The following is a 26,377-nucleotide window of genomic DNA, read 5'->3' on the forward strand; positions in this document are numbered from 1 at the left end:
AGGAATCTCATAATTTGAATAACTTGATGAGACTCCTCGTTGCTCGGAATGACAAACTGTATGTTTTTTTATCCCAGTAAATTTAAACTTTAAATGGTATTAGATAATAGGCTAAAAATGAAGTATAAAGTGTCTAAATCCTAGTTTCTAATTGCTGTGTCTATTATCTCTTTGTCTCTCATCTCAAATTCTAAATATCTTAAATCTTATGTTAATCACCATTCTTTTACTCGCATTAGGAACTTTGCTTTTTGCGATTTGTTTTAAAACCGTTCAATTTTTCGAAAAAATCTAAATATATGACAGCACTATTTATTATCGCACTTGCCGTATTTGGTTATTTGGTTTACGTATTAATTAAACCTGAAAAATTTTAATGAGAAGAGATATTCAGATCATAGACAAATAAATTATAGACAATAAAAGTCAAAAATATATCATCTATTCGTCTATCATCTATTCGTCTATATTCAACAATCTAAAATTAAATAATATGAACACAGAGTTATTTGGTGTCATCAGTATTTTTATAGTTTCAATCGTTTTAGCAATTCCTTTGGGAAGATATATTGCTAAAATCTATTCAAACGATAAAACATTGCTCGACCCGATTTTTAATCCAATTGAAAAATTTATTTTTAAAATCAGCGGCATCAATGCAACTGAGGAAATGAACTGGAAACAACATCTCAAAGCGCTTTTAAGCATCAACATGGTTTGGTTCTTTCTTTGCTTTTTTATCTTATTGTTTCAAGGATCTCTATTTTTAAACCCAGACAATAATCCGTCTATGCCACCAGATTTGGCCTTTAATACCGCCATTTCGTTTCTAGTAAACTGCAACTTGCAGCATTATTCCGGAGAAAGCGGCGTTTCTTATTTGTCACAACTCTTTTTAATGTTTTTGCAATTTGTTTCTGCTGGTGTCGGAATGGCTGCTGCAGCAATGGTTTTCACGGCTATGAAAGAACGAACTACCGATAAATTAGGAAATTTTTATAATTTTTTCATCAAAAGTTGTACCCGTATTTTATTACCGCTTTCTGTTATCGTTGCTGTTGCTCTATTATTTAGCGGCACACCAATGACATTTGAAGGAAAAGATACCATTACCACTTTGCAAGGCGATACTGTTGAAATTTCACGAGGTCCAGCCGCTGCATTTATAGCCATTAAACATATAGGTACTAATGGCGGTGGTTTTTTTGGAGCCAATTCTGCTCATCCTTTAGAAAATCCTACTTATTTTACCAATGCGGTTGAACTTTGGGCACAATTAATCATTCCGTTTGCAATGATTTTTGCTTTGGGTTTTTATTTAAAGAAAAGAAAATTCTCGTATGTTATTTTTGGTGTAATGACTGTTGGTTTCTTGCTTTTAGTAATTCCAACTGTTATTAGTGAACTCAACGGAAATCCAGCTATCGAAAGAATGGGAATTACCCAAGCTACTGGTGCTATGGAAGGCAAGGAAGTTCGTTTTGGACCTGCCGTTACTGGGTTTTGGAGTATTGCCACGACGGTAATTTCTACAGGATCAGTTAATAGTATGCACGATAGTTCGATGCCAGTTTCAGGTTCGATGGAATTGCTGGCCATGATGATTAATGCTTTTTATGGTGGATGCGGAGTAGGGATCTTGAACTTTTATATTTTTATTATTCTCGCGGTGTTTATTTCGGGTTTAATGGTGGGACGAACCCCTGAATTTCTAGGAAAGAAAATTGAAGCCCGTGAAGTAAAAATTGCTGCATTTATTGCTATTCTACATCCTTTATTGATCTTGTCGGGAACGGCTTTGGCTTCTTATTTTGCTGCGAATGATACCGCAATGGGTTATTGGTTTAGCGGTAACGCAACAGGCTGGTTGAATAATCCAGGACATCATGGATTTTCGGAAATGTTGTACGAATATACTTCGAGTGCTGCCAATAATGGTTCTGGTTTTGAAGGTTTAGCAGATAATAATCCGTTTTGGAACATCACTACAGGAATTGTATTGTTATTGAGTCGTTTTCTTCCTATAATTGGGCCATTGGCTATTGCAGGATTATTGGCTAATAAAAAATACATTCCAGAAAGTGCAGGAACTTTAAAAACAGATACTACCATTTTTGGAGTAATGGTTTTTGCTGTAATCGCGATTATTGCTGCTTTGTCTTTCTTTCCAGCGTTGGCTTTAGGACCATTAGCAGAATATTTTACATTAAAATAAAAAAAGTTAAAGGTTAGAAGTTAGAGGTTAGAAGTGCATCACTAAACTTAGAACCCGAAACCCATAAACTTAAAACTTATAACAGTTAACTCATTTCAAAATGACTAAAAATAAATCTAAATCATTGTTTGAGAGTAAGCAGGTGAAAGATGCCTTGGTGCAATCTTTTGTGAAGCTGAACCCGAAAACGATGTTCAAAAATCCGGTAATGTTTACCGTAGAAATAGGGACTGCCATTATGTTTGCTGTGTGTATTGCCATTTTATTTGGCGCACAGGACCAAGGTAGTTTTATTTACAATTTCATCGTATTCTTAATCTTATTAGCAACGCTTTTGTTTGCCAATTTTGCCGAAGCCATTGCCGAAGCACGTGGCAAAGCACAAGCCGACAGTTTAAGAAAAACACGTGAAGAAACGCCTGCCAAACAACTTTTTGCCAATGGTGAAATTAAAAATATAAGTTCTTCTGAATTGAAAAAAGGCGATATTTTCGTTTGCGAAGCAGGCGATCTAATTGCCACCGATGGCGAAATCATTGAAGGTCTGGCAACGATTGATGAAAGTGCCATTACTGGGGAAAGTGCACCAGTTATTCGGGAATCTGGTGGAGATAAATCATCAGTTACGGGAGGAACAAAAGTATTGTCTGACAAAATTAAAGTAATCGTGACCAACGAACCGGGCGAAAGCTTTCTGGATAAAATGATTGCTTTGGTAGAAGGGGCAAGCCGTCAGAAAACACCAAACGAAATTGCTTTGACGATTTTGTTGGCTGCTTTCACCTTAATATTCGTAATTGTTTGCGTGACCTTGAAACCGTTTGCTGACTATGCCAATGCACCAATTACGATTGCTGCTTTTATCTCTCTTTTTGTTTGTTTGATTCCAACAACTATTGGTGGTTTACTTTCGGCTATAGGGATTGCAGGAATGGACAGAGCGTTGCGCGCCAATGTAATTACAAAATCTGGAAAAGCGGTAGAAACTGCTGGAGATATAGATGTATTGCTTTTAGATAAAACAGGAACAATCACTATTGGAAACCGGAAAGCAACCCATTTTTATCCTGCAAAAGGAATCTTAGAAGAGGATTTTATTAAGTCAGCGGTGTTGAGTTCACTGGCAGATGATACGCCCGAAGGGAAAAGTATTGTGGAATTGGCAGGAGCTGAATTGGCTCAAAAACTGTCTATTGAAGGAGCTACTTTAATCAAATTTACTGCCGAAACTAGAACTAGTGGTGTTGTATTGAAAGACGGAACCAATATTAGAAAAGGAGCGCAAGATGCTGCTAAAAACATAGCGACTCAAGCGGGTAATGATTTTCCAGAGGATATTACTCAAAGGGTTATTGCTATTTCTTCAAAAGGAGGAACGCCTCTGGTTGTTGTAAAAAATAACCAAGTACAAGGAGTTATCGAATTGCAGGATATCATTAAAACGGGAATGAAAGAACGTTTTGACCGTTTGCGAAAAATGGGGGTAAAAACCGTGATGGTTACTGGAGACAATCCATTAACTGCTAAGTTTATTGCCCAAGCTGCTGGTGTCGATGATTTTATTGCCGAAGCTAAACCTGAGGATAAAATGAACTACATTAAAAATGAGCAACAAAACGGTAAACTCGTGGCGATGATGGGAGATGGTACCAATGATGCACCCGCTCTTGCGCAAGCCGATGTTGGTGTTGCCATGAATAGCGGCACACAAGCTGCTAAAGAAGCCGGAAACATGGTAGATCTAGACAATGACCCAACCAAGTTAATTGAGATTATCGAAATAGGAAAACAGTTATTAATGACCAGAGGAACACTTACCACGTTCTCGATTGCGAATGATGTTGCCAAATATTTTGCCATTGTTCCTGCACTTTTCATCACGGCTATTCCTGCTCTTGAGGGTTTAAATATTATGCGTTTGCATAGTCCAGAAAGTGCAATTTTATCGGCCGTTATCTTTAATGCGATTATCATTCCGATATTGATTCCGCTGGCTTTAAGAGGGGTAAATTATAAGCCAATTGGTGCCAGTGCCATCTTGAAAAGAAATTTATTAATTTATGGTTTGGGAGGATTGATTGTCCCGTTTATTGGAATTAAATTAATCGATATGGCGGTGGCGTTATTTATGTAATAATGACGTAGAGACGTTGCTATGCAACGTTTTTACAAAATAAACAAAAAAAATGAAAAATATATTTTCAATATTAAAATTGACCTTTTTAATGGTCGTTTTATTCGCAGTCATTTATCCTTTGGCGATTTATGGAATTGCACAATTTGCCCCAAATAAAGGGAAAGGAGAAACTATTTCTGTAAACGAAAAAGTGGTAGGGTATCAGAAAATTGGACAGAAATTTGATCAATCTAATTATTTCTGGGGACGACCATCGGCGGTAGATTACAATGCTGCGGGAAGCGGGGGAAGTAACAAAGCAGCAAGTAATCCGGATTATTTGGCTTTGGTTCAAAAAAGAATTGATACGTTTCTAATTGCACATCCTTATTTGAAAAAATTAGAAATTCCTGCCGATATGGTTACGGCTTCGGGGAGTGGTTTAGATCCGAATATTTCGCCAGAAGGGGCGCTTATTCAGGTGAAACGAGTTGCCGAAGTGCGCAAATTGTCTGAAGAAAAAGTAAAAGCCTTGGTAGAAAATAAAATTAATAAACCTACATTAGCGGGAACTTCAACAGTTAATGTTCTGGAGTTGAATGTGGCTTTAGATGAATTAAAATAGGGGTTCGATCTTTTGTCATTTCGACCTTTTGGGAGAAATCACATAATCTAGATCAACGTGATGTGATTTCTCCTTCGTCGAAATGACAAATTGGAATGATGAGAAACTGAATGAAAATGATAATGTCTAACAGGTTTTGGAAACCTTGAAGGATAACAAAAGCCCTTGTTACCCCAAGTTCCCTAGCCCAGATAGTAGTGGAAATCCTTTTGTGTTCGCTTTTTTTGCGAACACAAAAGATTGAAGCGAATAGCTGGAAATAGCTCCTTAAAATAAACAATAAAAATGAAAAAAATAATAGTTACAGCTTTAATAGCTTTTGGTTTTACAACGATTAGTGCTCAGGAAGTGTCTAAAAGTCCTATTGCGTTTTCGGGTTATGTAGATATTTATTATAGTTATGATTTTGGGAAACCAGACAATCATACTCGACCAGGATTTATTTATAATTACAATAAATCGAATGAAATGAACCTGAATTTGGGTATGGTTAAAGTAAATTATGCGAAGGAGAATGTTCGTGGGAATTTTGCGTTAATGGCAGGAACGTATCCTCAGTATAATATGGCGGGGGAACAGGGATTGCTAAAAAATGTTAATGAGGCAAATGTAGGTGTTAGAATTTCGAAAGATAAAAACCTTTGGGTAGATGCTGGAGTAATGTCTTCGCATATTGGTTTTGAAAGTGCGATTGGTAAAGATTGTATGACTTTTACTAGGAGTATTCTGGCTGAAAATTCGCCATATTATGATACTGGAGTAAAAATTGGTTATACTTCTGCGTCCGAAAAATGGTATTTGGCGGCTATGTATTTGAATGGTTGGCAACGTATTGAGAAAGTTGATGGCAATCAGACACCAGCTTTTGGAACACAAATTACGTATAAGGCAGTTTCGGGTGTTGTCTTAAATTGGAGTACTTATGTTGGTAACGAACAACCAGATGTAGATAAGAAATGGCGTTATTTTAATAATTTTTACGGGCAATTTAAAGTTACCGAAAAAACAAGTATGATAGCAGGTTTTGATATTGGTGCACAACAAGCGGCTAAGGGGAGTAGTAATTATAATGTTTGGTATTCTCCAATTTTGGTGGCGCAATACAAACCAATATCTAAAATTCAATTGGCTGCAAGAGGCGAATATTATAATGATGCGAAAGGTGTTATTATCGCAACAGGAACGCCAAATGGTTTTAAGACCTTTGGTTTTTCTACCAATTTTGATTATTTGCCCGCAGAAAATGTAATGTTTAGAATAGAAGCCCGAACTCTAAATAGTAAAGATAATGTCTTTTTGAAAGGCAATAATCCTACGGATAAGAACGTGTTTGTTACTACATCTTTAGCTATATCTATTTAAAAAAAAGTTGCTAAAAAGTAAAATTTTTATTGAAAACCATTAATAAATTAAGCCTCACAAACTTAATTTATTTAATGGTTTAAATAGGGTTTTTTATAAACAAAAAAATTTAACTCTTAGTTTAATTTATGGAGAACGAAAAAGAAAATAATGTCAAACACTTTCTCGATTTAATTCAGAAATCACGCAGAGGAAAGTTTAAAATTTACATTGGGATGAGTGCTGGTGTGGGCAAAACTTTTAGAATGTTACAGGAAGCACATACCTTGTTGAAAAATGGTATTGATGTAAAAATTGGTTATATAGAAACCCATAACCGTAAGGAAACCCAAGAGTTAATTGACGGTTTACCAATCATACCAAGACGAACCCTTTTTTATAAAGGAAAACAGCTCGAAGAAATGAATTTGCAAGCCATCATTAACCTGCGTCCCGAAGTGGTTATTGTCGACGAGTTAGCACATACTAACATTGAGGGGAGCAAAAATGAAAAACGTTGGCAAGATGTTTTGGAGATTTTAGAAGCGGGAATCAATGTGATTTCGGCTGTAAATATCCAACATATTGAGAGTTTAAATAAAAATGTAAAGCTCATTACCAATATAGAGGTGCAGGAACGCATACCTGACAGTGTTTTGAAATTAGCAGATGAGGTGGTTAATATCGATTTGACTGCTGATGAATTGATTGCACGTTTGAAAGAGGGCAAAATTTATACTGCCGATAAAATTCCTACTGCGTTGAATAATTTTTTTAAATCAGACCAAATTTTGCAATTGCGGGAATTGGCATTGAAAGAAGTGGCCAGTCAAGTTGTTCGAAAAGTAGAAAATGAAGTTCCTAAAAATCTCGCTTTGAAACACGATAAATTCCTAGCCTGCATTAGTAGTAACGATACAATGGCTAAAATCGTGATTAGAAAAACGGCCCGTTTGGCCAGTTATTACAATAGCAAATGGTATGTTTTATATGTTGAAATACCTAGTGAGAACAGTGATAAAATTGCGCTCGACAAACAACGACATTTAATTAATAATTTCAAATTAGCAACACAGCTTGGTGGCGAAGTTATAAAAGTGCAAAACAAGAAGATCACAGATGCTATCTTGGAGGTAGTTAAGCAAAAAGAAGTAACTACGGTTTGTATTGGTAAACCGCATTTGAGTTTGTTTAAAGTCATTTTGTCTACCACTATCTTCAATAAATTACTTCACAATTTATCCTCATCCAATATTGATTTAATAATTTTATCATAGAAAAAACAACCTCAAAAAAGAATAAAAATGAGAATAAAAACTAAATTAAATTTGGGAGTAGGATTGCTATTTGTACTAATATTAATTCTCACATTTGTAAGTGGTTTCTATATGTTTTCTATTAAAAAAGATACCGAAAACATTCTGAAAGCCAATTATAATACTTTAGAATATTCTAGAAATATGCTACTTTTATTAGATGAAATAAATGATAGTGAAATAGATAAAATTACGGTTTTTGAAACAAATTTACTCAAACAAGTAAATAATGTTACAGAACTAGGCGAGGCCAAAGCCACAAATGATTTGAAAAATAAATTTGATTTATTAAAACACAATTTTAGCGCAATAAGTATCAAAAATCAAATTAGAGTCGATATTTTCGAAATCATGGGATTAAACATGAAAGCGATAAAACAGAAAAGCGATATCGCTAAACATACTGCCGAAACTGCAAATTTGTGGATTGCTATTACAGGAACACTTTGTTTTCTAATTGCCTTTAATTTGCTGGTAAATTTACCCAATAATATTGCCAATCCAATTCAAGAACTCACAGAGAGTATCAAAGAAATTGCGAATAAAAACTATTCGAAACGGGTACATTTTATGAGTCATAATGAGTTTGGTGATTTAGCAAAATCATTCAATACGATGGCAAAAAAACTCGAAGAATATCACAATAGTAATCTCTATAAATTATCTTTTGAAAAGAAAAGACTGGAAACACTCATCAATAACATGCATGATCCAATTGTAGGATTAGATGAGCAAGGGTTTATCTTATTTGCAAATAATGAAGCCTTAAAAATAATGGGCGTAAAATTAGATGAGGTTATAGGAAAATTAGCGGCAAATTTGGCTTTAAAAAATGATTTAGTAAAATCTTTAATCATGACCGAATTAGAAGATGAAAAGCAAAAAGCAGTTCCAATGAAAATTTTTGCCGATGGAAAAGAAAGTTATTTTGAAAAAGAAATTGTAAATATTATAATAAAGCCCACAGGAGAAGAAAATACTATATACATTGGCGATGTTATTATATTAAGAAATATTACCCCATTTAAAGAATTAGATTTTGCCAAAACTAATTTTATTGCCACAATTTCTCATGAACTAAAAACACCAATTTCTTCTATAAAATTTAGTTTGCAATTATTAGAAAAAGAACAAACAGGAATCCTAAATGAAGAGCAAAAATACTTAGTAGAAAGTATTCAGGACGATAGCCAACGTTTGCTAAAAATTACTGGCGAGTTGCTAGAACTATCGCAAGTAGAAACAGGAAATATTCAGCTAAACATAGAAAAAAGTAATCCTTATGATATTGTTTATTACGCCACAGAAGCCGTAAAAATTCAAGCCGAACAAAAACAAATAGAACTAGTTGTTGAAGCCGATGAAAAGCTTCCCAATATAAAGGCAGATAAAGAAAAAACGGCTTGGGTTCTCATTAATTTTTTAACTAATGCTATAAAATATTCTTCTGAAAACAGTAAGATAATTGTAAAATTAAAACAAGAAAATAACCATATCATATTTCAAGTTATCGACACAGGAAAAGGAATTGATAATCGCTATAAAAGCAAAGTTTTTGACAAATATTTCCAAATTCCTGGGAGTCACAAATTAGGAACTGGATTGGGTTTAGCAATTAGTAAAGAATTTATCGAAGCACAAAACGGAACCATAAGCGTAGAGAGTGAGTTGGGTTTAGGAAGTACTTTTGCAGTTAAATTAAAACTGTTTAATATATAATGCGATAAGCATTATTGTTTAATCTAGTTCGATTACTGGTAATGTATTTAAACTAAAAATTCTTCAANNTTGAAGAATTTTTAGTTTAATTTTTTAAATTCATCAGCATATTATTGTTCTAACGGACGTTTTCTAATCATGCCACCTTTAGTGTCTTTCACACTATTTATTACTACAAAAGCTGTGGGTTCAATTTTTTCGATTTCGGTATTTAATTTGTTAAGTTCAAACCTAGTAATAACGGTATATATAATTTCTATATCTTTTGTTTCACCACGTTTTCCGTAACCTTTTTTCCCACTGTAAATCGTTACACCACGTCCCATTTTATTTATAATCATTTGTCGTATTTCTTCACTATGTGACGAAATAATGGTAACTCCAGTATATTGTTCGATACCTTCTACAATAAAATCTAATGTTTTAGAGGCTGCTAAATAGGTTATCATCGAGTATAAAGCAATTTCTATACCTAAAAAAAAGGCCGCTGCTGCAAAAATAAATACATTAATCACTATTATAACGTCACCAATAGTTGTTCCAAATTTTCGGCTTAAATAAATAGCCAATACTTCAGTTCCGTCTATAACTGCACCACCACGAACGGCAAAACCAATCCCTGCTCCAAGAAAAAAACCACCAAATATGGCTACTAATAAATTGTCGTTTGTAATATTAGGAAAAGTAACTGTTGCTAATACTATTGAAAGTCCTGTTATGGCTATAGTTGTTTTGATCGCAAATTCTTTTCCTAAAATGTTGTAAGCAAGCAGTATAAAGGGAATGTTTACGCAAATAATAAGTATGTAAAGCGGTATATCTGTTAGTGCCGAAATAAGTAAAGAAATACCTGTTGCTCCACCATCTATAAAATGGTTGGTTAGCAAAAATCCTTTAAACCCAAATGATGCCGAGAAAACACCAATTGTTACAAGAATTAAGTCCTTGAGGAGTCGCTTAACATGAATTAAAAATTCTCTATAACCTTTTGCAAGTACAAAGTTCGAATACTCTTTTTTAGCTACAGATTTTTTATTCTTATATTTAAGAATGGTTTGAGCAATGATTAGTTTCCAAAATGAATTCATGTTTTTTGTTTTTATTAAATCATTTTCTAGCCGATAAACCAATAGGGATAAATAATTCGCCTTTTTCGAATTTGTTTATATAAAGCAAAATTGGTTTGTTTTGTCCTTCCCAAGTTATTTCAAAAACATCTATTATTCCTGCTCCAGTATTTGCTCTTTTACTAGGAAATGGGCAACAAGGATCTTTTTGTGTGTACTTAATTTTTTCACCTTTTGGTCCAGCTAAAGCCTTCAGAAATCTAATCTGATTATTAAGCCCATCTTCTTCCGAAGTAAAATTTACATTTACAGGATAATCTGGGTCATAGCCGTATTTTTTTGACGTCGCATTTTTTGTAATTATAAAACTGCTAAAACCTTCATTTAATGCTGGTTTAATAGCTAATTCATCTATATTTTGTATTGTCAATTTTGTACTAATGCAAGAAGACATTAATAAAATTATAAGGCAACTAATAATATTTTTTTTCATTTTTTTAAATCTTAGTATAATTCTAACAAATATAAGAAGATTCTGCTATTTTTGTATAAAAAAACATTTAATGGAATATATCACACATACTTGGCATTGGTCAATTTCTGGTTTTTTAATCGGAATTATAATGCTATTATTAATTTATTTTGGCAAACATTTTGGTATGTCTTCTAATCTTAGAAGCTTATGTTCTATGACTGGAGTAGGTAAGTATGTTTCGTTTTTCGATTGGGATTGGAAAACACAACGTTGGAATCTAATTGTAGTTATAGGTGCCATGATTGGCGGTTTTGTAGCGGTTCATTTTTTGTCAGACCCTTCTAATGTGGCATTAAATCCAGAAACGATTAAACAATTATCTAAATTTGGTATCGAAGCACCAGATGGTAAAATAGCACCCAATAGTATGTTTGGGTTCGAAGTTTTTCAGTCATTTAAAAAGATTTTTATTTTGCTAATTGGAGGAATTTTAATAGGGTTTGGTTCTCGTTATGCTGGAGGTTGCACTTCTGGTCATGCCATTTCTGGACTTAGTAATTTACAAATGCCATCGCTAAAAGCCGTTGTTGGGTTTTTTATTGGCGGTTTAATTATGGCTCATTTTATTTTTCCACTTTTATTTTAATACAATGAAATTACTTAAATACTTAGCAGTTGGTTTTCTTTTCGGATTGGTATTAACCAAATCTGAAGCGGTTTCTTGGTACAGAATATACGAAATGTTTATGTTTCAATCGTTTCACATGTACGGTATTATTGGGGTTGCAATAACTACAGGCATTATTGGAATTCAGATTATGAAACGAAATAATCTTAAGGATATTAATGGATTACCTATTGAGATTATCGACAAAGAAAAAGGTTCTTTTCGCTATTGGATTGGAGGCCTAATCTTCGGATTGGGTTGGGCATTAGTAGGTTCTTGTCCAGGGCCTATTTTTATACTTATTGGCGCAGGATTTATGAGTGTTGGTATTATATTAGTTGGCGCACTTTTAGGCACATTCCTTTACGGAGTTATAAAAGATAAATTGCCACATTAATTTTTTTTATTCATTTTTAAAACTCCAGCAGTAATACAATATTGCGCCACAAGATAAGTAAACATAATAATAAATTGGGCGCTTAAAATGGGGTTGTAAAATTTATTGATAGACAAAAAACTATCGGATACAATAAAAAATAAGGCACCAATTAGTATTAATATATTCATGGGTTTTTGCCATGTAAAATAACCTTTTATAGCCGTAATAAGCATTATCGAAATGGTAAAAGCATAAACAAAAACAGGTATTTTTAAATTTCCAAGTTTTGTAAATAATAACGATAATATACTTATAATATAAACCAATACAACCACAAAACCCAACTAAAACAGGCATTTTTTAGTATAATTCCCTTCCGATTTTTGTTTAATAAAAAGTACAATAAACAAAATATGAGCAATTAGAAACGAAACTAATCCTAAGATAAAATACAATTCGTTTTTGCTTGCAAATAGCAGAATAATATCGCCAATCCAAGAAAAGGTTAGGGCATACAATAACCATTTTTTTGTTTCAAACGCATCAGATTTATAAGTGGCTAATATTAAAAAAGGCAACAAGAAGGGCTTAAAATACCAAGCAGTATTGTCCTGATTAAAAATAAATAGCAGCAAATAAATAGTACTTATTACTATAAAATAGATAAATGAGTTTCTCATTTTTAATTAAGTGTTTGAAAATGACTTGTTTTCTAATTTGAAATCGATAGTAATCAAGTAAATATTTGCCAGTACCGAAACAGATAAGTATGCCAAAATAAAGTAATTTCCTTTCGATACTATTGTGTTAAAGCAAAACCAATCTCCATAATGAAGAATGATTCCTATGGCAAGAGCAAAGCGCATACATTCCCAGATGATCGAATATTTGTTTTTATGCACTGTGATGAATAGCGTGTTTGTTCCAGAAAAAGTTAATTAGATGAGACCATCTGTGTGTCCAGTAACCATAAAAATCGATAACTAAGAAAGCAATAATATATGTATATACAGAGGCTTTTAAAGTAAAAATGGCCATTTTAGAAACCAACCATTCATAGGAAAAAACAGAAACACTTAGTCCTAAAACATCTTTAACAGCATTTGCCATTCCTGAACTGATACTCGAAATACTATTTATTACAGGGGCGTAGTTTATACCTTTGTAATAGCCATATATTTTTTCTATTATTATCAATAACAAGAAAATAGGCATAGCAATAATTAGTATCTTTCCGTATTGTTCCATCTTTGTAGATTGAAAATTGCTGTTAAAGAATGATTATATTATCTCTGCACTCAAACCTGCTTCTAGCAATGAAGAACATTGTGGTTTTAGCTCGTCGAAAGTTCCAGTTTTTACAACACATTTGCCTTTATAATGTACTAGTAAAGCACATTGTTCTGCTTGTAATTCCTCGTGATGGCAAACTCTAATTAGGGTATTTATAACATGATCGAAAGTATTTACATCGTCATTAAATAATACAATTTCGTTGTTAATTGCTACATATTCTAGAACATCAGTTTCTGTTTGTGTTTTTTCTATTGTTGCCATTTTTTAGAACTTTAATATATTTTATTTTTAAACGCTATGACTAAATTACATATTTTAATGATACCCAGTTGTTTCGCTCAAATTTTTTAACATAAGTTAGCCCTTTTTCAGTGCAAGAAGCATTTATAAAGGGAATATCTTCGGTATAAAACCCGCTAAAAAGTATCGTTCCTTTTGGGTTCAAACAATCTACATAAGCTTGCATATCGTTTAGAAGTATGTTTCTGTTAATATTGGCAATGATTAAATCGTATTTTTTGTCTTTTAGCAAAGCTGCATCGCCTTCATAAACTGTAATATGCTTACAATTATTTCGTTCTGCATTTTCGATAGAATTCAGGTAACACCAATTGTCTATATCAATAGCATCAATAGGTTGTGCGCCTTTCATTTCGGCAAGAATGGCAAGAATTGCTGTGCCACAACCCATGTCTAAAGTTTTCATTCCAGTAACCTCTATTTCTAATAAATGCTGAATCATCATGTGTGTTGTTTCGTGATGACCCGTTCCGAAACTCATTTTAGGTTCGATAACAATATCAAATTCGGCATCGGTTTTTGGGTGAAAAGGGGCACGAACATGACAATTTCCGTTTACATCAATCGCTTCAAAGTTTTTTTCCCATTCTTCGTTCCAATTTACTTGCTCTATTTCTTCGAAAGTATAAGAAATTTTAAATTCTGGATTTTCTAAAATATAAACATCATTCATAATATCTTCTGTCCAAAGCGATTTTTGCACAAAAGCCGAAAAACCAGTTTCTGTTTCAACAAAACTTTCAAAAGCTTTTTCGCCTAATTCGGCAATAAGGATTTCTGAACCCAATTCCTTTGGCTCGACTATGAAATGGTAACCTAAATATATGTTTGACATTTTTTTATTTTTTGCCAAAGGTAAGAATCAAATTAGTATTAAAGTAGTAATGTTGAAAAGTCTTAATATGAAAGTTAAAAACCCTTAAAAGTCTTTATAATCTTCAATTTTATAGTTTTCAGGAATTATTTATTCTAAAATAAGTTGCATAAAAACAGAATCTAGCCAACGGTTAAATTTGAAACCTGATTCTTTAATAATTCCAACATTTTTAAAACCAAATTTTTCATGAAAAGTAATACTGCTTTTGTTTTCGGCATCAATCACACCAATCATTGTGTGTAGTTTTTGGGCTTTCGCCAAAGAGATTAATTCTAATAATAGCAATTTTCCTATTCCATTTCCATGAAAATCTTTGTGTACATAAATAGAATGTTCGACCGTAAATTTGTAAGCTTCTCTAAAACGAAATTCACTATAATAACCAAAACCAGTTACCATTTTATTTTCGGTAGCCACAATTATAGGGAAACCCTTGGTTGTTTTTTCTTCAAGAATAGCAATTTGTGTGGCTAAATTTCTAGGATTGTAGTCATATAAAGCGGTCGAATTTAAAATGTTGTAGTTAATAATAGCTAAAATAGCTTGCGTATCTTCAATTTGGAAAGGTCTTATTTCTATATTCATTTTAAAATAAATTTATAGTGTAAAAGTATCAAAAACCTTTTACAACTTTGTAACTTTGATACTTTGAAACTAAAAAAGATGATTTATCCAAAAATACCTTTAGCACAAAGTATTATCGAAATATGTAATACTAAAGGATTGCACCATATTGTAATTTCTCCAGGTTCACGAAATGCACCGCTCACTATTGGTTTTACAAATAACCCAGTATTTACCTGTTATAGCATTGCCGATGAGCGTTGCGCCGCATTTTTTGCTTTAGGAATAGCACAACAATTGAAGAAACCAGTAGCTCTTGTGTGCACCTCGGGGTCAGCATTATTAAACTATTATCCCGCTTTTGCAGAAGCTTTTTATAGTCAAATTCCCTTAGTGGTTATTTCTGCCGATAGACCTCAAAGTAAGATAGATATTGGCGATGGGCAAACTATTCGTCAGGAAAATGTATTTGCAAACCATAGTTTGTACAATGCCAATTTAGTCGAAAATGTATCGGAAGAAAATGATACTAAAATTCAAGAAGCGATACATTTGGCTACGACCAAAAAAGGGCCAGTACATATTAATGTTCCTTTTGAAGAACCTTTGTATGAAACGGTCGATACAATCTCTGTTAATACAAAAATAATAGATTTTGATACAGAAAATAAGCCATTAGAAAACCTAGATGTTTTTGTAAATCGATGGAATGATGCCAAGAAAAAGCTAATTCTAATAGGAGGTTGCGATCCAAATGTTATACAACAATTTATTATAGATTTTTTGGCAAACGATACTTCGGTGGTGGTCATGACCGAAGTAACATCGAACGTGCATCATGCTAATTTTATAACCAATATAGATGCGATTATCACACCATTTACAGATGATGATTTTACTAATTTTCAACCAGAAATTCTAATAACAATGGGCGGAATGATAGTTTCTAAAAGGATTAAAGCATTTCTTAGAAAATACAAACCACAACAACATTGGCATATAGATGAGTTGCGTGCTTATGATACTTTTGGTAGTTTGACAAAACATTTTGAAGTTTTGCCAAGTGTTTTTTTTAAAGAATTTATACCAAAAATAAATTCTTTAAAAAGTAATTATTTGCCATATTCTTTAGAAATAAAAAAAGTAAGAACCCAGAAAACCAACACTTATTTAGCAACAATTCCGTTTTCCGATTTTAAAGCTTTCGAGATTATATTGCCAAAATTACCTTTATACAGCCAGTTGCAAATAAGTAATAGTTCGGCAATTCGTTATGCACAATTATTTTCTATACATTCTAGTATCGAAGTATTTTGCAATCGTGGTACTAGTGGGATTGATGGCAGCACCTCGACAGCAATAGGAGCAGCGATAGCTTCAGGCAAAGAAACGATTCTCATTACGGGCGATATTAGTTTTTTGTACGATAGTAATGCGTTATGGAATAATTATATACCTGAAAATTTTAAGATAATTTTACTAAATAATGGAGGTGGAGGCATTTTTAGAATATTGCCAGGACACAAAGAAAATGAAACTTTCAATACTTATTTTGAAACTTCTCATAGATTAACGGCAAAATATCTCGCTAAAATGTATAATTTTGGATACGAAAAGGCTGTTGATGAAAAAACATTAGAAGAAAAACTAAAAATTACGATAAATACTAAGAAATCGATAATTTTAGAGGTATTTACACCTACAAAAGTTAATGATTTAGTGTTATTAAATTATTTTAAGAATTTAACCTAAGATTGTTTATTATTTATAATAAAAATATATTATATTTGATTTTAAAATAACAACAACACAACAAACTATTATTATGAGTAAAAGAGACGAACTTATAGCTGTATATGCAGCAGATTTGAAAGAAAAATGCGCACATACTGCCGATATAGATTTACTAACGAAAGTAACCGTTGGTTGTGGGCCATCTATTTACAATAAAGATGCAGCAACAGTAGCAGGCAGCCAGCAATCTGAATTAGATACTGTAAAAAATAATTTCTTAATTAAAAAATTAGGTTTGGCAGATGGTGACCATTTAGATAATGGTATCGATGCAGTTTTAGAAAAGTATGGTAAATCTAATAAAAATAAATACAGAGCAGTAGTTTACTATTTGTTGACAATACATTTCAATAAAGAAAGTGTTTACGACAAATAAATTTAATTGCAGATTAAAATAGGTAATTAGATAACTTAATGTAAATTAAAAAAGCCATTCTATTTTTTAGAATGGCTTTTTTTATACGAAAAGTTACCTGATTTTATAATAACAGCATTATTACTTTATTTGCAAATCATTTTACGTTCGAAACCTTGTAGGTTTTACCATCAGCAACCGCTTCTACAGTTTGTACTAATTTTTCTGGGGTTTGTACCGTTGCATCATATTGTATAATTGCCATTTTTTTATCAAAATCGACCGTTGCTTTTTGTACGCCATCAAGGCTTACTAATTTATTTTCGATTGTTTTTGCACAACCTATAGCGCAGGTCATTCCTTCAATATTAAAACTTGTCGTTTGCTTCGCCTGTTTGCTAATGCTCGAGTCTGTTTTTGAAATTGTTGTTGTAACAGAAGTTTTTTCGGTTTTAGACACTGTGTTTTCTTTCTTACAACTTACAAATATTGAAGCAGTTGCAATTAGTATTCCTAATGTTATTTTAATGTTTTTCATGGTGCAAAAAATAATTGTTTAACAAAAATATACAAAAAATGAGTTGATATTCATAAAAATAACAGAATTTTGGGAATTAAAAATTAAACTATGCACATTAAAACTAATAAATGGATTTTATTGATTGTCCTTTCGCTTATTTGGGGAAGCTCATTTATACTCATGAAAAGAGGATTGGTTGGGTTAAATCCTTATCAGTTAGGTTCATTGCGAATTATTTTTGCAACTATTTTTTTGCTTATTGTAGGCTTTAAAAGTTTGGCTAAAATTCCTATTGTTAAATGGAAATTTATAGTCTTTACAGCCTTTTTAGGCACATTTTTTCCTGTTTTTTTATTCGCTTATGCTCAAACGGGAATAAAAAGTTCTGTTAGTGGAATTTTAAATTCCTTAACACCATTATATACTATGCTTTTGGGGGCATTAGCTTTTGGATTTTCTTTTCGAAGAAACCAAATAATAGGAGTTGTTTTAGGTCTTAGTGGTTGTTTGATATTAGTTATTAATGGAAATTCAGCAAATGGGGATACTAATTTTTTTTGTACGATTCTAGTAGTTATTGCTACTGTTTGTTATGCTTTGAATGTAAATTTGATTAAGAAATATTTATCTGATGTGAGTCCGTTAAGCATTACAACGGGAAATTTTGCAGTATTGCTAATACCTGCAATTATCATCTTATTTGGTTCTGGTTTTACAAATGTGATTGCACAAGCGACTGTGCAACATTCGGTTTTGTTTGTTATGTTGCTTGGTGTTTTAGGTACTGGTGTTGCTAATATTTTGTATTTTCAATTGGTACAAATAACCTCTCCACTTACGGCTTCATCAGTAACATATTTTATCCCTGTTGTGGCTATGAGTTGGGGAATTCTTGATGGAGAAATGCTTAATCCTTTACAGTTTTTGGGTGCTTTTATAATTTTATTGGGTGTTTATATGGCCACAAAAAAGTAGAGAGAATTATTTTTTGCAATAATGATTAGAATTTTCGACGGGATATTTTTTGTCTAAATCAATATTATTGAAACTTTGGTTGTTTCCCCAAGAAAAATATTTTTCGTAAAAAGGTAAAAATTTATTGGTTTTTATTTTCTCTAAAAAGTAGATTTCGTGTTCTTTTTCTTTGATACCCATTTCGTAAAGCATTGTGTCATAAGTATTAATTCCGAGTGAATTAAAAAATTGTTTCATTCTGAAATACTCGCAAACATTGCCACTTTCTAATCTTCCAGCGAAATAAAAAGGCATAAACCAACCTATAATATGACAACTTGCTGAGATTGCTTTTCCAATAATATGAAATTTGAACTCGTAATATTTTGAAATAGAAATATCAAAATCATTCATAATTTGCAAAACTTCCTTACGGTGAAACCATTCATCGATTTCTATTTGACGAATTTCTTTTTTCTCTGTTTCATCTTTTACCGAGGCGGCATGACCTTGATAAGCAAATGCTGCAGCTTTCTCGGCAGAGTATGCTTTTTTTATTAAATCGACTAATTCAGGATGATTTAATGTCATTACTCGATCGATTTTACTACTTGTTTTTCTGCTTCTTTTCTAGTCCCATCGAAACCATCAATTCCTGAAACGGTTGTGTATTTTAGAACATATTTTTTTCCAGGATTTATGCGTTGGTACACACTTTGTACCATAAGTGTTGCCTCGTGAAAACCGCAAAGAATTAATTTTAATTTTCCAGGATAAGTATTTACATCGCCTATGGCATAAATTCCTTCGATATTGGTCTGATAATCTAAGGCATTATTTACTTTGATGGCATTTTTTTCAATCTCTAATCCCCAGTTTGCAATGGCGCCAAGTTTTGGGGTAAGACCAAATAGTGGAATAAAATAGTCACAAGGAACTGTTGTAAGTGTTGTGTTAACTTGAATGTCGACTGATTCTATTTTTTCAGAACCTTTAAAACCTACGACTTCTCCGGGGGTAATTAGTTTTATTTTTCCTGCCGATTTTAATTCCTGTACTTTTTCTACCGAATCTAAAGCGCCGCGAAACTCATTTCTGCGATGTACTAGTGTTACTTCGGAAGCTATATTAGATAGGTAAATACTCCAGTCTAGGGCAGAATCTCCCCCGCCTGAAATGACTACTTTTTTATCTCGGAATTTTTCGGGGTCTTTTACAAAATATTCTACACCTTTGTCATTTTCGTAAAATTCGATATCTTTTAGAATGGGTTTTCGGGGTTCGAAACTTCCTAATCCTCCTGCAATGGCTATAGAGTTTGCGTGGTGTTTTGTTCCTTTGTTTGAGGTTACTATAAATGTTCCGTCTTCTAATTTTTCGATAGTTTCGGCAGTTTCGTTTAGGGTAAATCCTGGTTGAAATTGCTTGATTTGTTCTATTAGATTAGTTATTAAATCTCCTGCTAATACTGATGGGTAGCCTGGAATGTCGAAAATGGGTTTCTTGGGGTATAATTCTGTTAGTTGCCCTCCTGGTTGGGGTAGTCCGTCTATTATATGGCATTTTAATTTGAGTAGTCCTGCTTCAAATACTGTAAATAGTCCGGTTGGACCTGCTCCGATGATGAGTATATCTGTTTCGATCATTTTATTCTAGTCTAAAGTATAAAGATTTAAAGTGCTAAAGACTTTAAATTTTTGAAAATCTAATTATATTTTGAAAAATATTGTTGGTTTGCGTGAGGGATTGCAGTGGAAATCCTTTTTTGAGGTTTTTCTCCGAAAAAAAGATTGTAACGGAAAGCCCGACCCGATTTTTCTTCGGGTCACGCCCAATTTTAGGCTATATTTACTACGGTTTCTATTTGTGGTGCGTATTTTTTTATTGTGGTTTCTACTCCAGCTCGCATGGTCATTTGGCTTACACTGCATGAGTTACAAGCGCCTTGTAGGCGAACCTTGACGTGTTTAGAGTCTTCTATTGAAACCAATTCTATATCACCGCCATCGGAATTCAGAAAAGGTCTGATTTCTTCTAAGGCTTTTTCTACGTTTAATGTTAGTTCTTCTGGTGTCATAATCTATTTTTTATTTGCTGCTGAACAACCTGCCATAGTTGTAATTTTTATGGCTTCGGTAGCGGGTAAATTTTCGTTTCTGGCTACGGTTTCTCTTACTACATTTCTTGTTACTTCTTCGAAAATAGTTTCGATTATTGATGCGGTTTGTAGTGCTGCTGGTCTGCCGTAATCTCCTGCTTCTCGAATGCTTTGTACTAATGGGATTTCTCCTAGAAATGGTACTTGTAGATCTTCGGCTAGGTTTTTTGCGCCTTCTTTTCCGAAAATGTAATATTTGTTGTTGGGTAATTCTTCTGGTGTAAAATAGGCCATGTTTTCGATAATTCCTAAAACGGGTACGTTGATGCTGTCTGAGAGGAACATTGATACTCCTTTTTTTGCATCTGCTAAAGCCACGGCTTGTGGGGTGCTTACAACTACTGCGCCAGTTATGGGTAGGGATTGCATGATTGATAAGTGGATGTCTCCTGTGCCTGGTGGTAAATCGATTAGCATAAAGTCGAGTTCGCCCCAATTTGCATCAAAAATCATTTGGTTTAGTGCTTTGGCAGCCATTGGTCCACGCCATATAACGGCTTGGCTTGGTGCTGTAAAAAATCCGATGGATAGGATTTTTACTTCGAAACTTTCGACTGGTTTCATTTTAGATTTTCCGTCGACTTCGATAGAAATAGGTTTTTCGTTTTCTACATCGAACATAATTGGCATGCTTGGTCCGTAAATGTCGGCATCTAGTACGCCAACTTTAAAGCCCATTTTTGCTAGTGTTACGGCTAAATTTGCTGTAACAGTAGATTTTCCTACGCCTCCTTTTCCTGAGGCTACGGCAATGATATTTTTTATTCCAGGAATGGCTTTTCCTTTTATTTCGTTTGCTTTTTCAGGTGTTTCGACCTTGATGTTTACTTTTACTTTGGCTGTTGCCAAAAAGGTGTCTTGTATTAATTTTCGGATGTCGTCTTCTGCACGTTTTTTGATGTGCATGGCTGGTGTAGAAAGTACTAAGTCGACTACAACTTCGTCTCCAAATGTGATTACATTAGTGATTGCGCCACTTTCGATCATGTTTTTTCCTTCGCCTGCTATAGAAATGGTTTCTAAAGCTTTGAGTATTTCTTTTCTATCTAATTTTATCATATATCTAGTGTCTTATTAAGACTCAGTTTTTATTACAAAGATAGTGAAGAAGTTGTAATATGACAAAGTAATAGGCTTGTAAAGTTTTGATAATTTTTTGTAGGGTTTGGAAACAAAAAAACCGTCTCATTGTTATAATGAAACGGTTTTTATTTAGTCTTTTATTTCCTTTCCTTGGTTGTCATTAAAATGATATTCGAGGTACGTGTAGGAGTCACGTGGAATGATTTTTATCCATTTTTTGTATTCAAAGAACCATTTTGAACGTATTGATGGATATCCTTTTACAAGGTAAGCAGCTATAAATGGGTGTACGTTAAGTACTACTTTTTTATGCAACTTTATAATTCTTTCTAGATCGGAAGCAATTCGGTCAATAATTAAAATAGGTGCTTCAATGTCACTGTTTTCATTATTAGGATTCTCTTCGCGAGTTTCAATATTTACCTCTGGTCTAACTCTTTGTCTAGTAATTTGTACTATTCCGAATTTGCTAGGAGGCAATATTTTGTGTTTTGCTTTGTCGTCACTCATTTCTTCTCTTAAGAAATCGAACAGTACTTTACGATTGTCTGGATTAGACATATCTATAAAATCGACACATATTATACCACCCATATCTCTTAAACGCAATTGTCTTGCTACTTCGGCAGCGGCAATCATGTTTACCTCGAGCGCTGTGTCTTCTTGATTGGTGGCTTTGTTTGATCGGTTTCCGCTGTTTACATCGATAACGTGCATGGCTTCGGTGTGCTCTATAATTAGGTAAGCACCTTTACTCATCGATACGGATTTTCCAAACGAAGTTTTTATTTGTCTTTCGATACTGTACTTTTCAAAAATTGGAGTGTCTTTTGACTGATAAAGCTTTACCATTGATTCTTTACTGGGAGCAATTTGTTGTATGTACTCTTTCGTTTCGTTAAATAGTTCTTCGTCATCTATAATAATTCCGCTAAAAGTATCGTTAAAAACATCTCGTAATATTGATGATGCTCTGTTTAGTTCTCCTAGCACTTTTGATGGATGATGTGCTGTTGGAATACGTTTGCACATAGATGTCCATTTGTCCATCAAGTTTTGTAAGTCTTTGTCTATTTCTGCAACTTTTTTGCCTTCTGCTACTGTGCGAACAATAACACCGAATCCTTTTGGTTTGATAGATTGTACAAGGCGTTTTAGCCTGTCTTTTTCTTCTTTAGAGTCTATTTTTTGAGAAATAGAAACGCGGTCAGAAAAGGGTACTAAAACTATATACCTACCGGCAAGCGAAAGCTCTGAGCTTATTCTTGGTCCTTTGGTAGATATTGGTTCTTTTACCACTTGTACAAGAATTGATTGATTAACTGCAATTACATCGGTAATTGTACCATCTTTATCAATTTCTTTTTCAAATTGGAAACTTTTAAGGGAGAAATCTTTTATTTTACCTGTTGTTACAAGTTTTATGAATTTCATCTGAGAAGCAAGATTAGGTCCTAAATCATGATAATGTAAAAAGGCATCTTTTTCGAAGCCTACATTTACAAAAGCAGCATTAAGACCAGCAACTGGTTTTCTTATTTTGGCAATAAAAATATCACCTACTTGAAAATTGCTTGTTTCTTCTTCCTTATGTAATTCGATTAATTTTCCATCTTTTAATAAGGCAAAATCTACAGCGTCAGAACTAGATCTAATAATCAATTCTTTATTCATGTGTAAATTTTTATCTGTATTTTTAGATAATAGATATTTAGATTGATTGATAGATTTAAAAAAAATCTAAAAAATGACAGTCTAAAATCTAAAATAAATTAGTACAGATGGATTAAACATTACAGGTTTTTACCTGGGAGAAAATTAGATTTTTTTAGATAAAATATTCTAGATAACAAACTTTTGTCTTTTATCTTTTGTCTTTTATCTATTTATCTTTCCTCAATTTCAATGAACGTTTAAAAAAGAAAAAAGTAGTTTAAAACTACTTTTTCTTTTTATGACGGTTAGCTCTTGCACGTTTTTTACGTTTGTGCGTTGCTACCTTATGTCTTTTTCTTTTTTTTCCACTTGGCATAATGTGTAGTTTTATTGATTAATAATTTATTTTGTTGTTGCTTCGTTATTTGTTTTTACTCCTTCTACGAATACTTTTGCAGGTTTAAATGCTGGAATATTGTGTGCTGGGATTTTAATCGTTGTGTTTTTAGAAATATTTCTTCCTGTTTTTTCGGCTCTTGTTTTTACTATAAAACTTCCAAAACCTCTTAAGTAAACATTATCTCCAGTTTCTAATGAATTTTTAACCTCTTCCATAAAAGTTTCTACTGTAGCCTGTACATCTCCTTTTTCTAGTCCTAATTTCTCTGAAATTTTCGCTACGATATCTGCCTTTGTCATTTTAATACGTAATTATGTTTATGTAATTTTTTGAGGTTGCAAATATATAAATTAAATAAACAATATTTCAAGCTAAATGATTAAAATTTAATCACATAAATTTTTATTTTTGCTAACCAAATAATTATAATGAATTTTACTGAAAAAATAATCGCTTGGTATTTAGAAAATAAGCGAGATTTGCCCTGGCGGAAAACCTCAAATCCGTATGCAATTTGGTTGTCGGAAATTATGCTGCAACAAACAAGAGTTGCACAAGGACTGCCTTATTATAAGGCTTTTACGGAAAAATTCCCTACGGTTTTCGATTTGGCTAATGCCACCGAAGAGCAGGTTTTAAAACTTTGGCAAGGGTTAGGATATTATTCTCGGGCTCGAAATTTGCATGCTACGGCAAAATTTATTGCTAATGATTTGAACGGAATTTTTCCTTCAGATTATAAAAATTTACTAAAATTAAAAGGGGTTGGAGAATATACAGCCGCCGCAATTGCCTCTTTTTCTTATAATGAAGTGGTTCCTGTTGTTGATGGAAACGTATTTAGGGTGCTTTCTCGTTATTATAATGTAGCAACAGATATCGCTTCGGGAAAAGCCAAAAAAGAATTTACGCTTTTGGCTCAAGAACTAATATCGAAAGATAATCCAGCCTTGTTTAATCAAGCTATTATGGAGTTTGGCGCTTTGCAATGTGTTCCTAAGAATCCTAATTGTTATTTTTGCCCTTTAAATACAAGTTGTGCTGCGCTTTCGCTAAAAATAGTTGGCCAATTGCCAGTAAAAATTAAGCGATTGAAAGTAAAAAATAGGTTTTTGAACTATCTATATATATTAGACAATAATAATGAAACAACAATAAACCAGCGAACAGTTAAAGGAATTTGGCATAATTTATATGAATTTCCATTGGTTGAAACCGAAGCTTTAGAGCCAGAAAATATTGTTTTACAATTAATTAAAGATAAATTTGATGATATTTCCGAGATATTATTAATGGAAACCGAAACCATAATACACAAACTAACACACCAACATTTGCATGTTAAATTCTGGAAAATTAGAAGAAATACCATATTAGAAAACGGTCTGGATTTTGAAAATTTAAATAAATTTCCTTTTCCTATTGTGCTTCACAATTTTATCGAGAATAATAGGTTTTAATTAAAATGCCTTATCTTTGGTTTTCTCAAATTAAATTATAATGAACGGAACGTTAAATAAAGTCATGCTAATAGGTCATCTAGGGGAAGATATTAAAATGCATTATTTTGATGGAGGCAATTGCATCGGGAGATTTCCGCTTGCAACAAATGAGATTTATATTAATAAATCTACTAATGAAAAAATAACTTCGACCGAGTGGCACAATGTAGTAGTTCGAAATAAAGCTGCCGAAATTTGTGAAAAATACTTGTCTAAAGGCGATAAAATATATGTAGAAGGCAGGATAAAATCGCGCCAATGGCAAGCAGAAGATGGAACTGTTAAATACACAACAGAAATACAAGTTACTGAATTTACATTTTTGAATACTAAAAAAGATTCTGAAATTGTAAAAACAGCCTCTGAAGCACCAAAAACAACAAGTTTCGATTCAACTGTAGAAAATGATTTGCCTTTTTAAAACAAAAAAAATGTTTAATAAATATATTACTTCTCTTTTTTTTATAGGTATTACAACTTGCATTGTTAGTTGTAAAGACGATGTTTTGCCTAAACCTAAAGCTTATTTGAGCCTAAATTACCCAAAACCCAAGTATTCAAATTTCGATAAAACATGCGGTTATACATTTCAATATAATACATTAGGAAAGGTTGTAGATAAGGGTAATTGTAATTTCGATATCGATTATCCAAAGTTAAAAGCAACGGTTTATTTGAATTATAAATCTGTAAATAACAATCTAAAGGATTTGTTGCGTGATGCTCAAAAACTAACTTACGAACATGTTATAAAAGCGGACGGGATTAGCGAGCAACCTTATGCAAACAAAGAAAGAAAAGCATACGGAATGTTTTATGAAGTGGGCGGTAATGCAGCTTCGCAATCACAATTTTATTTAACAGATAGTACGAAACATTTTCTTGTAGGTTCTGTTTATTTTTATGCAAAACCCAATTACGATTCGGTATTACCAGCAGCGGATTATATAAAAAATGATTTGCGAATTTTGATGGAAAGTTTAAAATGGAAATAAGAA

The 26,377-nt window shown here is 32.9% G+C and carries 28 protein-coding genes and 1 pseudogene; 15 read left to right on the top strand and 14 right to left on the bottom strand.

From position 1 onward, the window contains the following. The first annotated feature begins 299 nt into the window (after positions 1 to 299). The 7 genes from kdpF to B0A57_RS02675 all read left to right on the top strand — a co-directional run bounded on the left by kdpF (position 300) and on the right by B0A57_RS02675 (position 9,332). Positions 300 to 377: a K(+)-transporting ATPase subunit F gene (gene kdpF / locus B0A57_RS12445; protein WP_016362011.1), complete on the top strand. Its 78-nt coding sequence runs from the start codon at positions 300 to 302 to the stop codon at positions 375 to 377. Between the two features lie 116 nt (positions 378 to 493). Continuing rightward, positions 494 to 2,215: a potassium-transporting ATPase subunit KdpA gene (kdpA, locus tag B0A57_RS02650; RefSeq protein WP_038466858.1), complete on the top strand. Its 1,722-nt coding sequence runs from the start codon at positions 494 to 496 to the stop codon at positions 2,213 to 2,215. A 100-nt stretch (positions 2,216 to 2,315) separates the two neighbouring features. Continuing rightward, the gene (kdpB, locus tag B0A57_RS02655) at positions 2,316 to 4,349 is read left to right on the top strand and encodes a potassium-transporting ATPase subunit KdpB (RefSeq protein ID WP_034098450.1); all 2,034 of its coding nucleotides are present in this window, start codon (positions 2,316 to 2,318) and stop codon (positions 4,347 to 4,349) included. A 52-nt stretch (positions 4,350 to 4,401) separates the two neighbouring features. Further along, the gene (locus B0A57_RS02660; RefSeq protein WP_011963800.1) at positions 4,402 to 4,956 is read left to right on the top strand and encodes a K(+)-transporting ATPase subunit C; all 555 of its coding nucleotides are present in this window, start codon (positions 4,402 to 4,404) and stop codon (positions 4,954 to 4,956) included. Between the two features lie 285 nt (positions 4,957 to 5,241). Then, positions 5,242 to 6,318: a porin gene (locus B0A57_RS02665; RefSeq protein WP_034098448.1), complete on the top strand. Its 1,077-nt coding sequence runs from the start codon at positions 5,242 to 5,244 to the stop codon at positions 6,316 to 6,318. A 128-nt stretch (positions 6,319 to 6,446) separates the two neighbouring features. Continuing rightward, positions 6,447 to 7,574 carry a histidine kinase gene (locus B0A57_RS02670; RefSeq protein WP_034098446.1) on the top strand — a complete coding sequence of 376 codons (1,128 nt, stop codon included), beginning with the start codon at positions 6,447 to 6,449 and terminating at the stop codon, positions 7,572 to 7,574. Between the two features lie 27 nt (positions 7,575 to 7,601). Further along, complete coding sequence (locus B0A57_RS02675; protein ID WP_038466863.1) at positions 7,602 to 9,332, top strand: ATP-binding protein; 1,731 nt, start codon at positions 7,602 to 7,604, stop codon at positions 9,330 to 9,332. A 110-nt stretch (positions 9,333 to 9,442) separates the two neighbouring features. On the opposite strand, the gene B0A57_RS02680 is transcribed toward B0A57_RS02675, so the two are convergent. Together B0A57_RS02680 and B0A57_RS02685 are read right to left on the bottom strand one after the other, a co-directional pair. Next, complete coding sequence (locus B0A57_RS02680; protein ID WP_034098444.1) at positions 9,443 to 10,420, bottom strand: YitT family protein; 978 nt, start codon at positions 10,418 to 10,420, stop codon at positions 9,443 to 9,445. 19 nt (positions 10,421 to 10,439) lie between these two features. Next, positions 10,440 to 10,892, bottom strand: a complete 453-nt coding sequence (locus B0A57_RS02685; protein WP_034098442.1) for a hypothetical protein — start codon at positions 10,890 to 10,892, stop codon at positions 10,440 to 10,442. Between the two features lie 70 nt (positions 10,893 to 10,962). Between B0A57_RS02685 and B0A57_RS02690 the strand changes: the two genes are divergently transcribed. Both B0A57_RS02690 and B0A57_RS02695 read left to right on the top strand, forming a co-directional pair. Continuing rightward, positions 10,963 to 11,520, top strand: a complete 558-nt coding sequence (locus tag B0A57_RS02690) for a YeeE/YedE family protein (protein ID WP_011963794.1) — start codon at positions 10,963 to 10,965, stop codon at positions 11,518 to 11,520. 4 nt (positions 11,521 to 11,524) lie between these two features. Further along, entirely contained in the window at positions 11,525 to 11,938 is a 414-nt protein-coding gene (locus B0A57_RS02695) for a DUF6691 family protein (protein WP_034098440.1), read from the top strand. Here B0A57_RS02695 and B0A57_RS02700 read toward each other — a convergent pair. The 5 genes and pseudogenes from B0A57_RS02700 to B0A57_RS02720 all read right to left on the bottom strand — a co-directional run bounded on the left by B0A57_RS02700 (position 11,935) and on the right by B0A57_RS02720 (position 14,978). After that, a pseudogene (locus B0A57_RS02700) lies at positions 11,935 to 12,600 on the bottom strand (lysoplasmalogenase). The gene B0A57_RS02695 and the pseudogene B0A57_RS02700 overlap by 4 nt on opposite strands. A gap of 214 nt (positions 12,601 to 12,814) precedes the next feature. Beyond that, positions 12,815 to 13,168 (bottom strand): sterol desaturase family protein, encoded by a 354-nt coding sequence (locus B0A57_RS02705; protein WP_052079112.1) that lies wholly within the window; start codon positions 13,166 to 13,168, stop codon positions 12,815 to 12,817. A gap of 33 nt (positions 13,169 to 13,201) precedes the next feature. Further along, a complete protein-coding gene (locus B0A57_RS02710; protein WP_011963789.1) occupies positions 13,202 to 13,477 on the bottom strand; it encodes an ATP-dependent Clp protease adaptor ClpS in 276 nt (91 codons plus the stop codon). A gap of 40 nt (positions 13,478 to 13,517) precedes the next feature. Further along, positions 13,518 to 14,351 carry a 50S ribosomal protein L11 methyltransferase gene (prmA, locus tag B0A57_RS02715; protein WP_011963788.1) on the bottom strand — a complete coding sequence of 278 codons (834 nt, stop codon included), beginning with the start codon at positions 14,349 to 14,351 and terminating at the stop codon, positions 13,518 to 13,520. Positions 14,352 to 14,480: 129 nt separating this feature from the next. Further along, complete coding sequence (locus B0A57_RS02720; RefSeq protein WP_011963787.1) at positions 14,481 to 14,978, bottom strand: GNAT family N-acetyltransferase; 498 nt, start codon at positions 14,976 to 14,978, stop codon at positions 14,481 to 14,483. Between the two features lie 78 nt (positions 14,979 to 15,056). On the opposite strand from B0A57_RS02720, the gene menD reads away from it, so the two are divergent. Together menD and B0A57_RS02730 are read left to right on the top strand one after the other, a co-directional pair. Continuing rightward, positions 15,057 to 16,709: a 2-succinyl-5-enolpyruvyl-6-hydroxy-3-cyclohexene-1-carboxylic-acid synthase gene (menD, locus tag B0A57_RS02725; protein WP_034098437.1), complete on the top strand. Its 1,653-nt coding sequence runs from the start codon at positions 15,057 to 15,059 to the stop codon at positions 16,707 to 16,709. A 73-nt stretch (positions 16,710 to 16,782) separates the two neighbouring features. After that, entirely contained in the window at positions 16,783 to 17,127 is a 345-nt protein-coding gene (locus tag B0A57_RS02730) for a DUF2853 family protein (protein WP_011963785.1), read from the top strand. A gap of 136 nt (positions 17,128 to 17,263) precedes the next feature. On the opposite strand, the gene B0A57_RS02735 is transcribed toward B0A57_RS02730, so the two are convergent. After that, the gene (locus B0A57_RS02735; RefSeq protein WP_038466868.1) at positions 17,264 to 17,644 is read right to left on the bottom strand and encodes a heavy-metal-associated domain-containing protein; all 381 of its coding nucleotides are present in this window, start codon (positions 17,642 to 17,644) and stop codon (positions 17,264 to 17,266) included. Positions 17,645 to 17,734: 90 nt separating this feature from the next. Here B0A57_RS02735 and B0A57_RS02740 point away from each other — a divergent pair, with 90 nt between their 5' ends. Then, entirely contained in the window at positions 17,735 to 18,601 is an 867-nt protein-coding gene (locus B0A57_RS02740; protein WP_034098435.1) for a DMT family transporter, read from the top strand. 6 nt (positions 18,602 to 18,607) lie between these two features. Here the strand turns inward: B0A57_RS02740 and B0A57_RS02745 are convergent, their stop codons facing one another. The 6 genes from B0A57_RS02745 to B0A57_RS02770 all read right to left on the bottom strand — a co-directional run bounded on the left by B0A57_RS02745 (position 18,608) and on the right by B0A57_RS02770 (position 24,176). After that, complete coding sequence (locus tag B0A57_RS02745) at positions 18,608 to 19,171, bottom strand: ferritin family protein (protein WP_011963783.1); 564 nt, start codon at positions 19,169 to 19,171, stop codon at positions 18,608 to 18,610. Next, on the bottom strand, positions 19,171 to 20,226 hold the full coding sequence (locus B0A57_RS02750) for an NAD(P)/FAD-dependent oxidoreductase (RefSeq protein WP_011963782.1): 1,056 nt from the start codon (positions 20,224 to 20,226) through the stop codon (positions 19,171 to 19,173). The genes B0A57_RS02745 and B0A57_RS02750 overlap by 1 nt, the downstream gene beginning before the upstream one ends. Before the next feature lie 191 nt (positions 20,227 to 20,417). Beyond that, positions 20,418 to 20,657, bottom strand: coding sequence for a NifU family protein (locus B0A57_RS02755; RefSeq protein WP_011963781.1), 240 nt, complete (start codon positions 20,655 to 20,657; stop codon positions 20,418 to 20,420). A 3-nt stretch (positions 20,658 to 20,660) separates the two neighbouring features. After that, positions 20,661 to 21,794 carry an Mrp/NBP35 family ATP-binding protein gene (locus B0A57_RS02760; protein WP_034098553.1) on the bottom strand — a complete coding sequence of 378 codons (1,134 nt, stop codon included), beginning with the start codon at positions 21,792 to 21,794 and terminating at the stop codon, positions 20,661 to 20,663. A 156-nt stretch (positions 21,795 to 21,950) separates the two neighbouring features. Further along, complete coding sequence (locus B0A57_RS02765) at positions 21,951 to 23,495, bottom strand: Rne/Rng family ribonuclease (protein WP_011963779.1); 1,545 nt, start codon at positions 23,493 to 23,495, stop codon at positions 21,951 to 21,953. 384 nt (positions 23,496 to 23,879) lie between these two features. After that, a complete protein-coding gene (locus B0A57_RS02770; protein WP_011963778.1) occupies positions 23,880 to 24,176 on the bottom strand; it encodes an HU family DNA-binding protein in 297 nt (98 codons plus the stop codon). A 129-nt stretch (positions 24,177 to 24,305) separates the two neighbouring features. On the opposite strand from B0A57_RS02770, the gene mutY reads away from it, so the two are divergent. The 3 genes from mutY to gldD are packed head-to-tail and all read left to right on the top strand — an operon-like array spanning position 24,306 to position 26,374. Then, a complete protein-coding gene (gene mutY / locus B0A57_RS02775; RefSeq protein WP_034098433.1) occupies positions 24,306 to 25,337 on the top strand; it encodes an A/G-specific adenine glycosylase in 1,032 nt (343 codons plus the stop codon). Between the two features lie 40 nt (positions 25,338 to 25,377). Beyond that, positions 25,378 to 25,800 carry a single-stranded DNA-binding protein gene (locus tag B0A57_RS02780; RefSeq protein ID WP_011963776.1) on the top strand — a complete coding sequence of 141 codons (423 nt, stop codon included), beginning with the start codon at positions 25,378 to 25,380 and terminating at the stop codon, positions 25,798 to 25,800. Positions 25,801 to 25,810: 10 nt separating this feature from the next. Continuing rightward, on the top strand, positions 25,811 to 26,374 hold the full coding sequence (gldD, locus tag B0A57_RS02785; RefSeq protein ID WP_034098550.1) for a gliding motility lipoprotein GldD: 564 nt from the start codon (positions 25,811 to 25,813) through the stop codon (positions 26,372 to 26,374). Positions 26,375 to 26,377: the final 3 nt, after the last annotated feature.

The sequence above is a fragment of the Flavobacterium psychrophilum DSM 3660 = ATCC 49418 genome, from assembly GCF_002217405.1.
GTDB lineage: Bacteria > Bacteroidota > Bacteroidia > Flavobacteriales > Flavobacteriaceae > Flavobacterium > Flavobacterium psychrophilum.

Excerpts from the sequence above, each read along its gene's own strand:
- kdpB (WP_034098450.1), top strand. The coding sequence starts at position 2,316 with ATGACTAAAAATAAATCTAAATCATTGTTTGAGAGTAAGCAGGTGAAA.
- kdpA (WP_038466858.1), top strand. The coding sequence starts at position 494 with ATGAACACAGAGTTATTTGGTGTCATCAGTATTTTTATAGTTTCAATC.
- B0A57_RS02755 (WP_011963781.1), bottom strand. The coding sequence starts at position 20,657 with ATGACACCAGAAGAACTAACATTAAACGTAGAAAAAGCCTTAGAAGAA.
- B0A57_RS02780 (WP_011963776.1), top strand. The coding sequence starts at position 25,378 with ATGAACGGAACGTTAAATAAAGTCATGCTAATAGGTCATCTAGGGGAA.
- B0A57_RS02705 (WP_052079112.1), bottom strand. The coding sequence starts at position 13,168 with ATGGAACAATACGGAAAGATACTAATTATTGCTATGCCTATTTTCTTG.
- B0A57_RS02665 (WP_034098448.1), top strand. The coding sequence starts at position 5,242 with ATGAAAAAAATAATAGTTACAGCTTTAATAGCTTTTGGTTTTACAACG.
- prmA (WP_011963788.1), bottom strand. The coding sequence starts at position 14,351 with ATGTCAAACATATATTTAGGTTACCATTTCATAGTCGAGCCAAAGGAA.
- B0A57_RS02675 (WP_038466863.1), top strand. The coding sequence starts at position 7,602 with ATGAGAATAAAAACTAAATTAAATTTGGGAGTAGGATTGCTATTTGTA.
- B0A57_RS02735 (WP_038466868.1), bottom strand. The coding sequence starts at position 17,644 with ATGAAAAACATTAAAATAACATTAGGAATACTAATTGCAACTGCTTCA.
- B0A57_RS02670 (WP_034098446.1), top strand. The coding sequence starts at position 6,447 with ATGGAGAACGAAAAAGAAAATAATGTCAAACACTTTCTCGATTTAATT.
- B0A57_RS02720 (WP_011963787.1), bottom strand. The coding sequence starts at position 14,978 with ATGAATATAGAAATAAGACCTTTCCAAATTGAAGATACGCAAGCTATT.
- B0A57_RS02695 (WP_034098440.1), top strand. The coding sequence starts at position 11,525 with ATGAAATTACTTAAATACTTAGCAGTTGGTTTTCTTTTCGGATTGGTA.
- B0A57_RS02765 (WP_011963779.1), bottom strand. The coding sequence starts at position 23,495 with ATGAATAAAGAATTGATTATTAGATCTAGTTCTGACGCTGTAGATTTT.
- gldD (WP_034098550.1), top strand. The coding sequence starts at position 25,811 with ATGTTTAATAAATATATTACTTCTCTTTTTTTTATAGGTATTACAACT.
- B0A57_RS02680 (WP_034098444.1), bottom strand. The coding sequence starts at position 10,420 with ATGAATTCATTTTGGAAACTAATCATTGCTCAAACCATTCTTAAATAT.
- B0A57_RS02685 (WP_034098442.1), bottom strand. The coding sequence starts at position 10,892 with ATGAAAAAAAATATTATTAGTTGCCTTATAATTTTATTAATGTCTTCT.
- B0A57_RS02740 (WP_034098435.1), top strand. The coding sequence starts at position 17,735 with ATGCACATTAAAACTAATAAATGGATTTTATTGATTGTCCTTTCGCTT.
- B0A57_RS02750 (WP_011963782.1), bottom strand. The coding sequence starts at position 20,226 with ATGATCGAAACAGATATACTCATCATCGGAGCAGGTCCAACCGGACTA.
- B0A57_RS02770 (WP_011963778.1), bottom strand. The coding sequence starts at position 24,176 with ATGACAAAGGCAGATATCGTAGCGAAAATTTCAGAGAAATTAGGACTA.
- B0A57_RS02745 (WP_011963783.1), bottom strand. The coding sequence starts at position 19,171 with ATGACATTAAATCATCCTGAATTAGTCGATTTAATAAAAAAAGCATAC.
- mutY (WP_034098433.1), top strand. The coding sequence starts at position 24,306 with ATGAATTTTACTGAAAAAATAATCGCTTGGTATTTAGAAAATAAGCGA.
- kdpF (WP_016362011.1), top strand. The coding sequence starts at position 300 with ATGACAGCACTATTTATTATCGCACTTGCCGTATTTGGTTATTTGGTT.
- B0A57_RS02660 (WP_011963800.1), top strand. The coding sequence starts at position 4,402 with ATGAAAAATATATTTTCAATATTAAAATTGACCTTTTTAATGGTCGTT.
- B0A57_RS02710 (WP_011963789.1), bottom strand. The coding sequence starts at position 13,477 with ATGGCAACAATAGAAAAAACACAAACAGAAACTGATGTTCTAGAATAT.
- menD (WP_034098437.1), top strand. The coding sequence starts at position 15,057 with ATGATTTATCCAAAAATACCTTTAGCACAAAGTATTATCGAAATATGT.
- B0A57_RS02690 (WP_011963794.1), top strand. The coding sequence starts at position 10,963 with ATGGAATATATCACACATACTTGGCATTGGTCAATTTCTGGTTTTTTA.
- B0A57_RS02730 (WP_011963785.1), top strand. The coding sequence starts at position 16,783 with ATGAGTAAAAGAGACGAACTTATAGCTGTATATGCAGCAGATTTGAAA.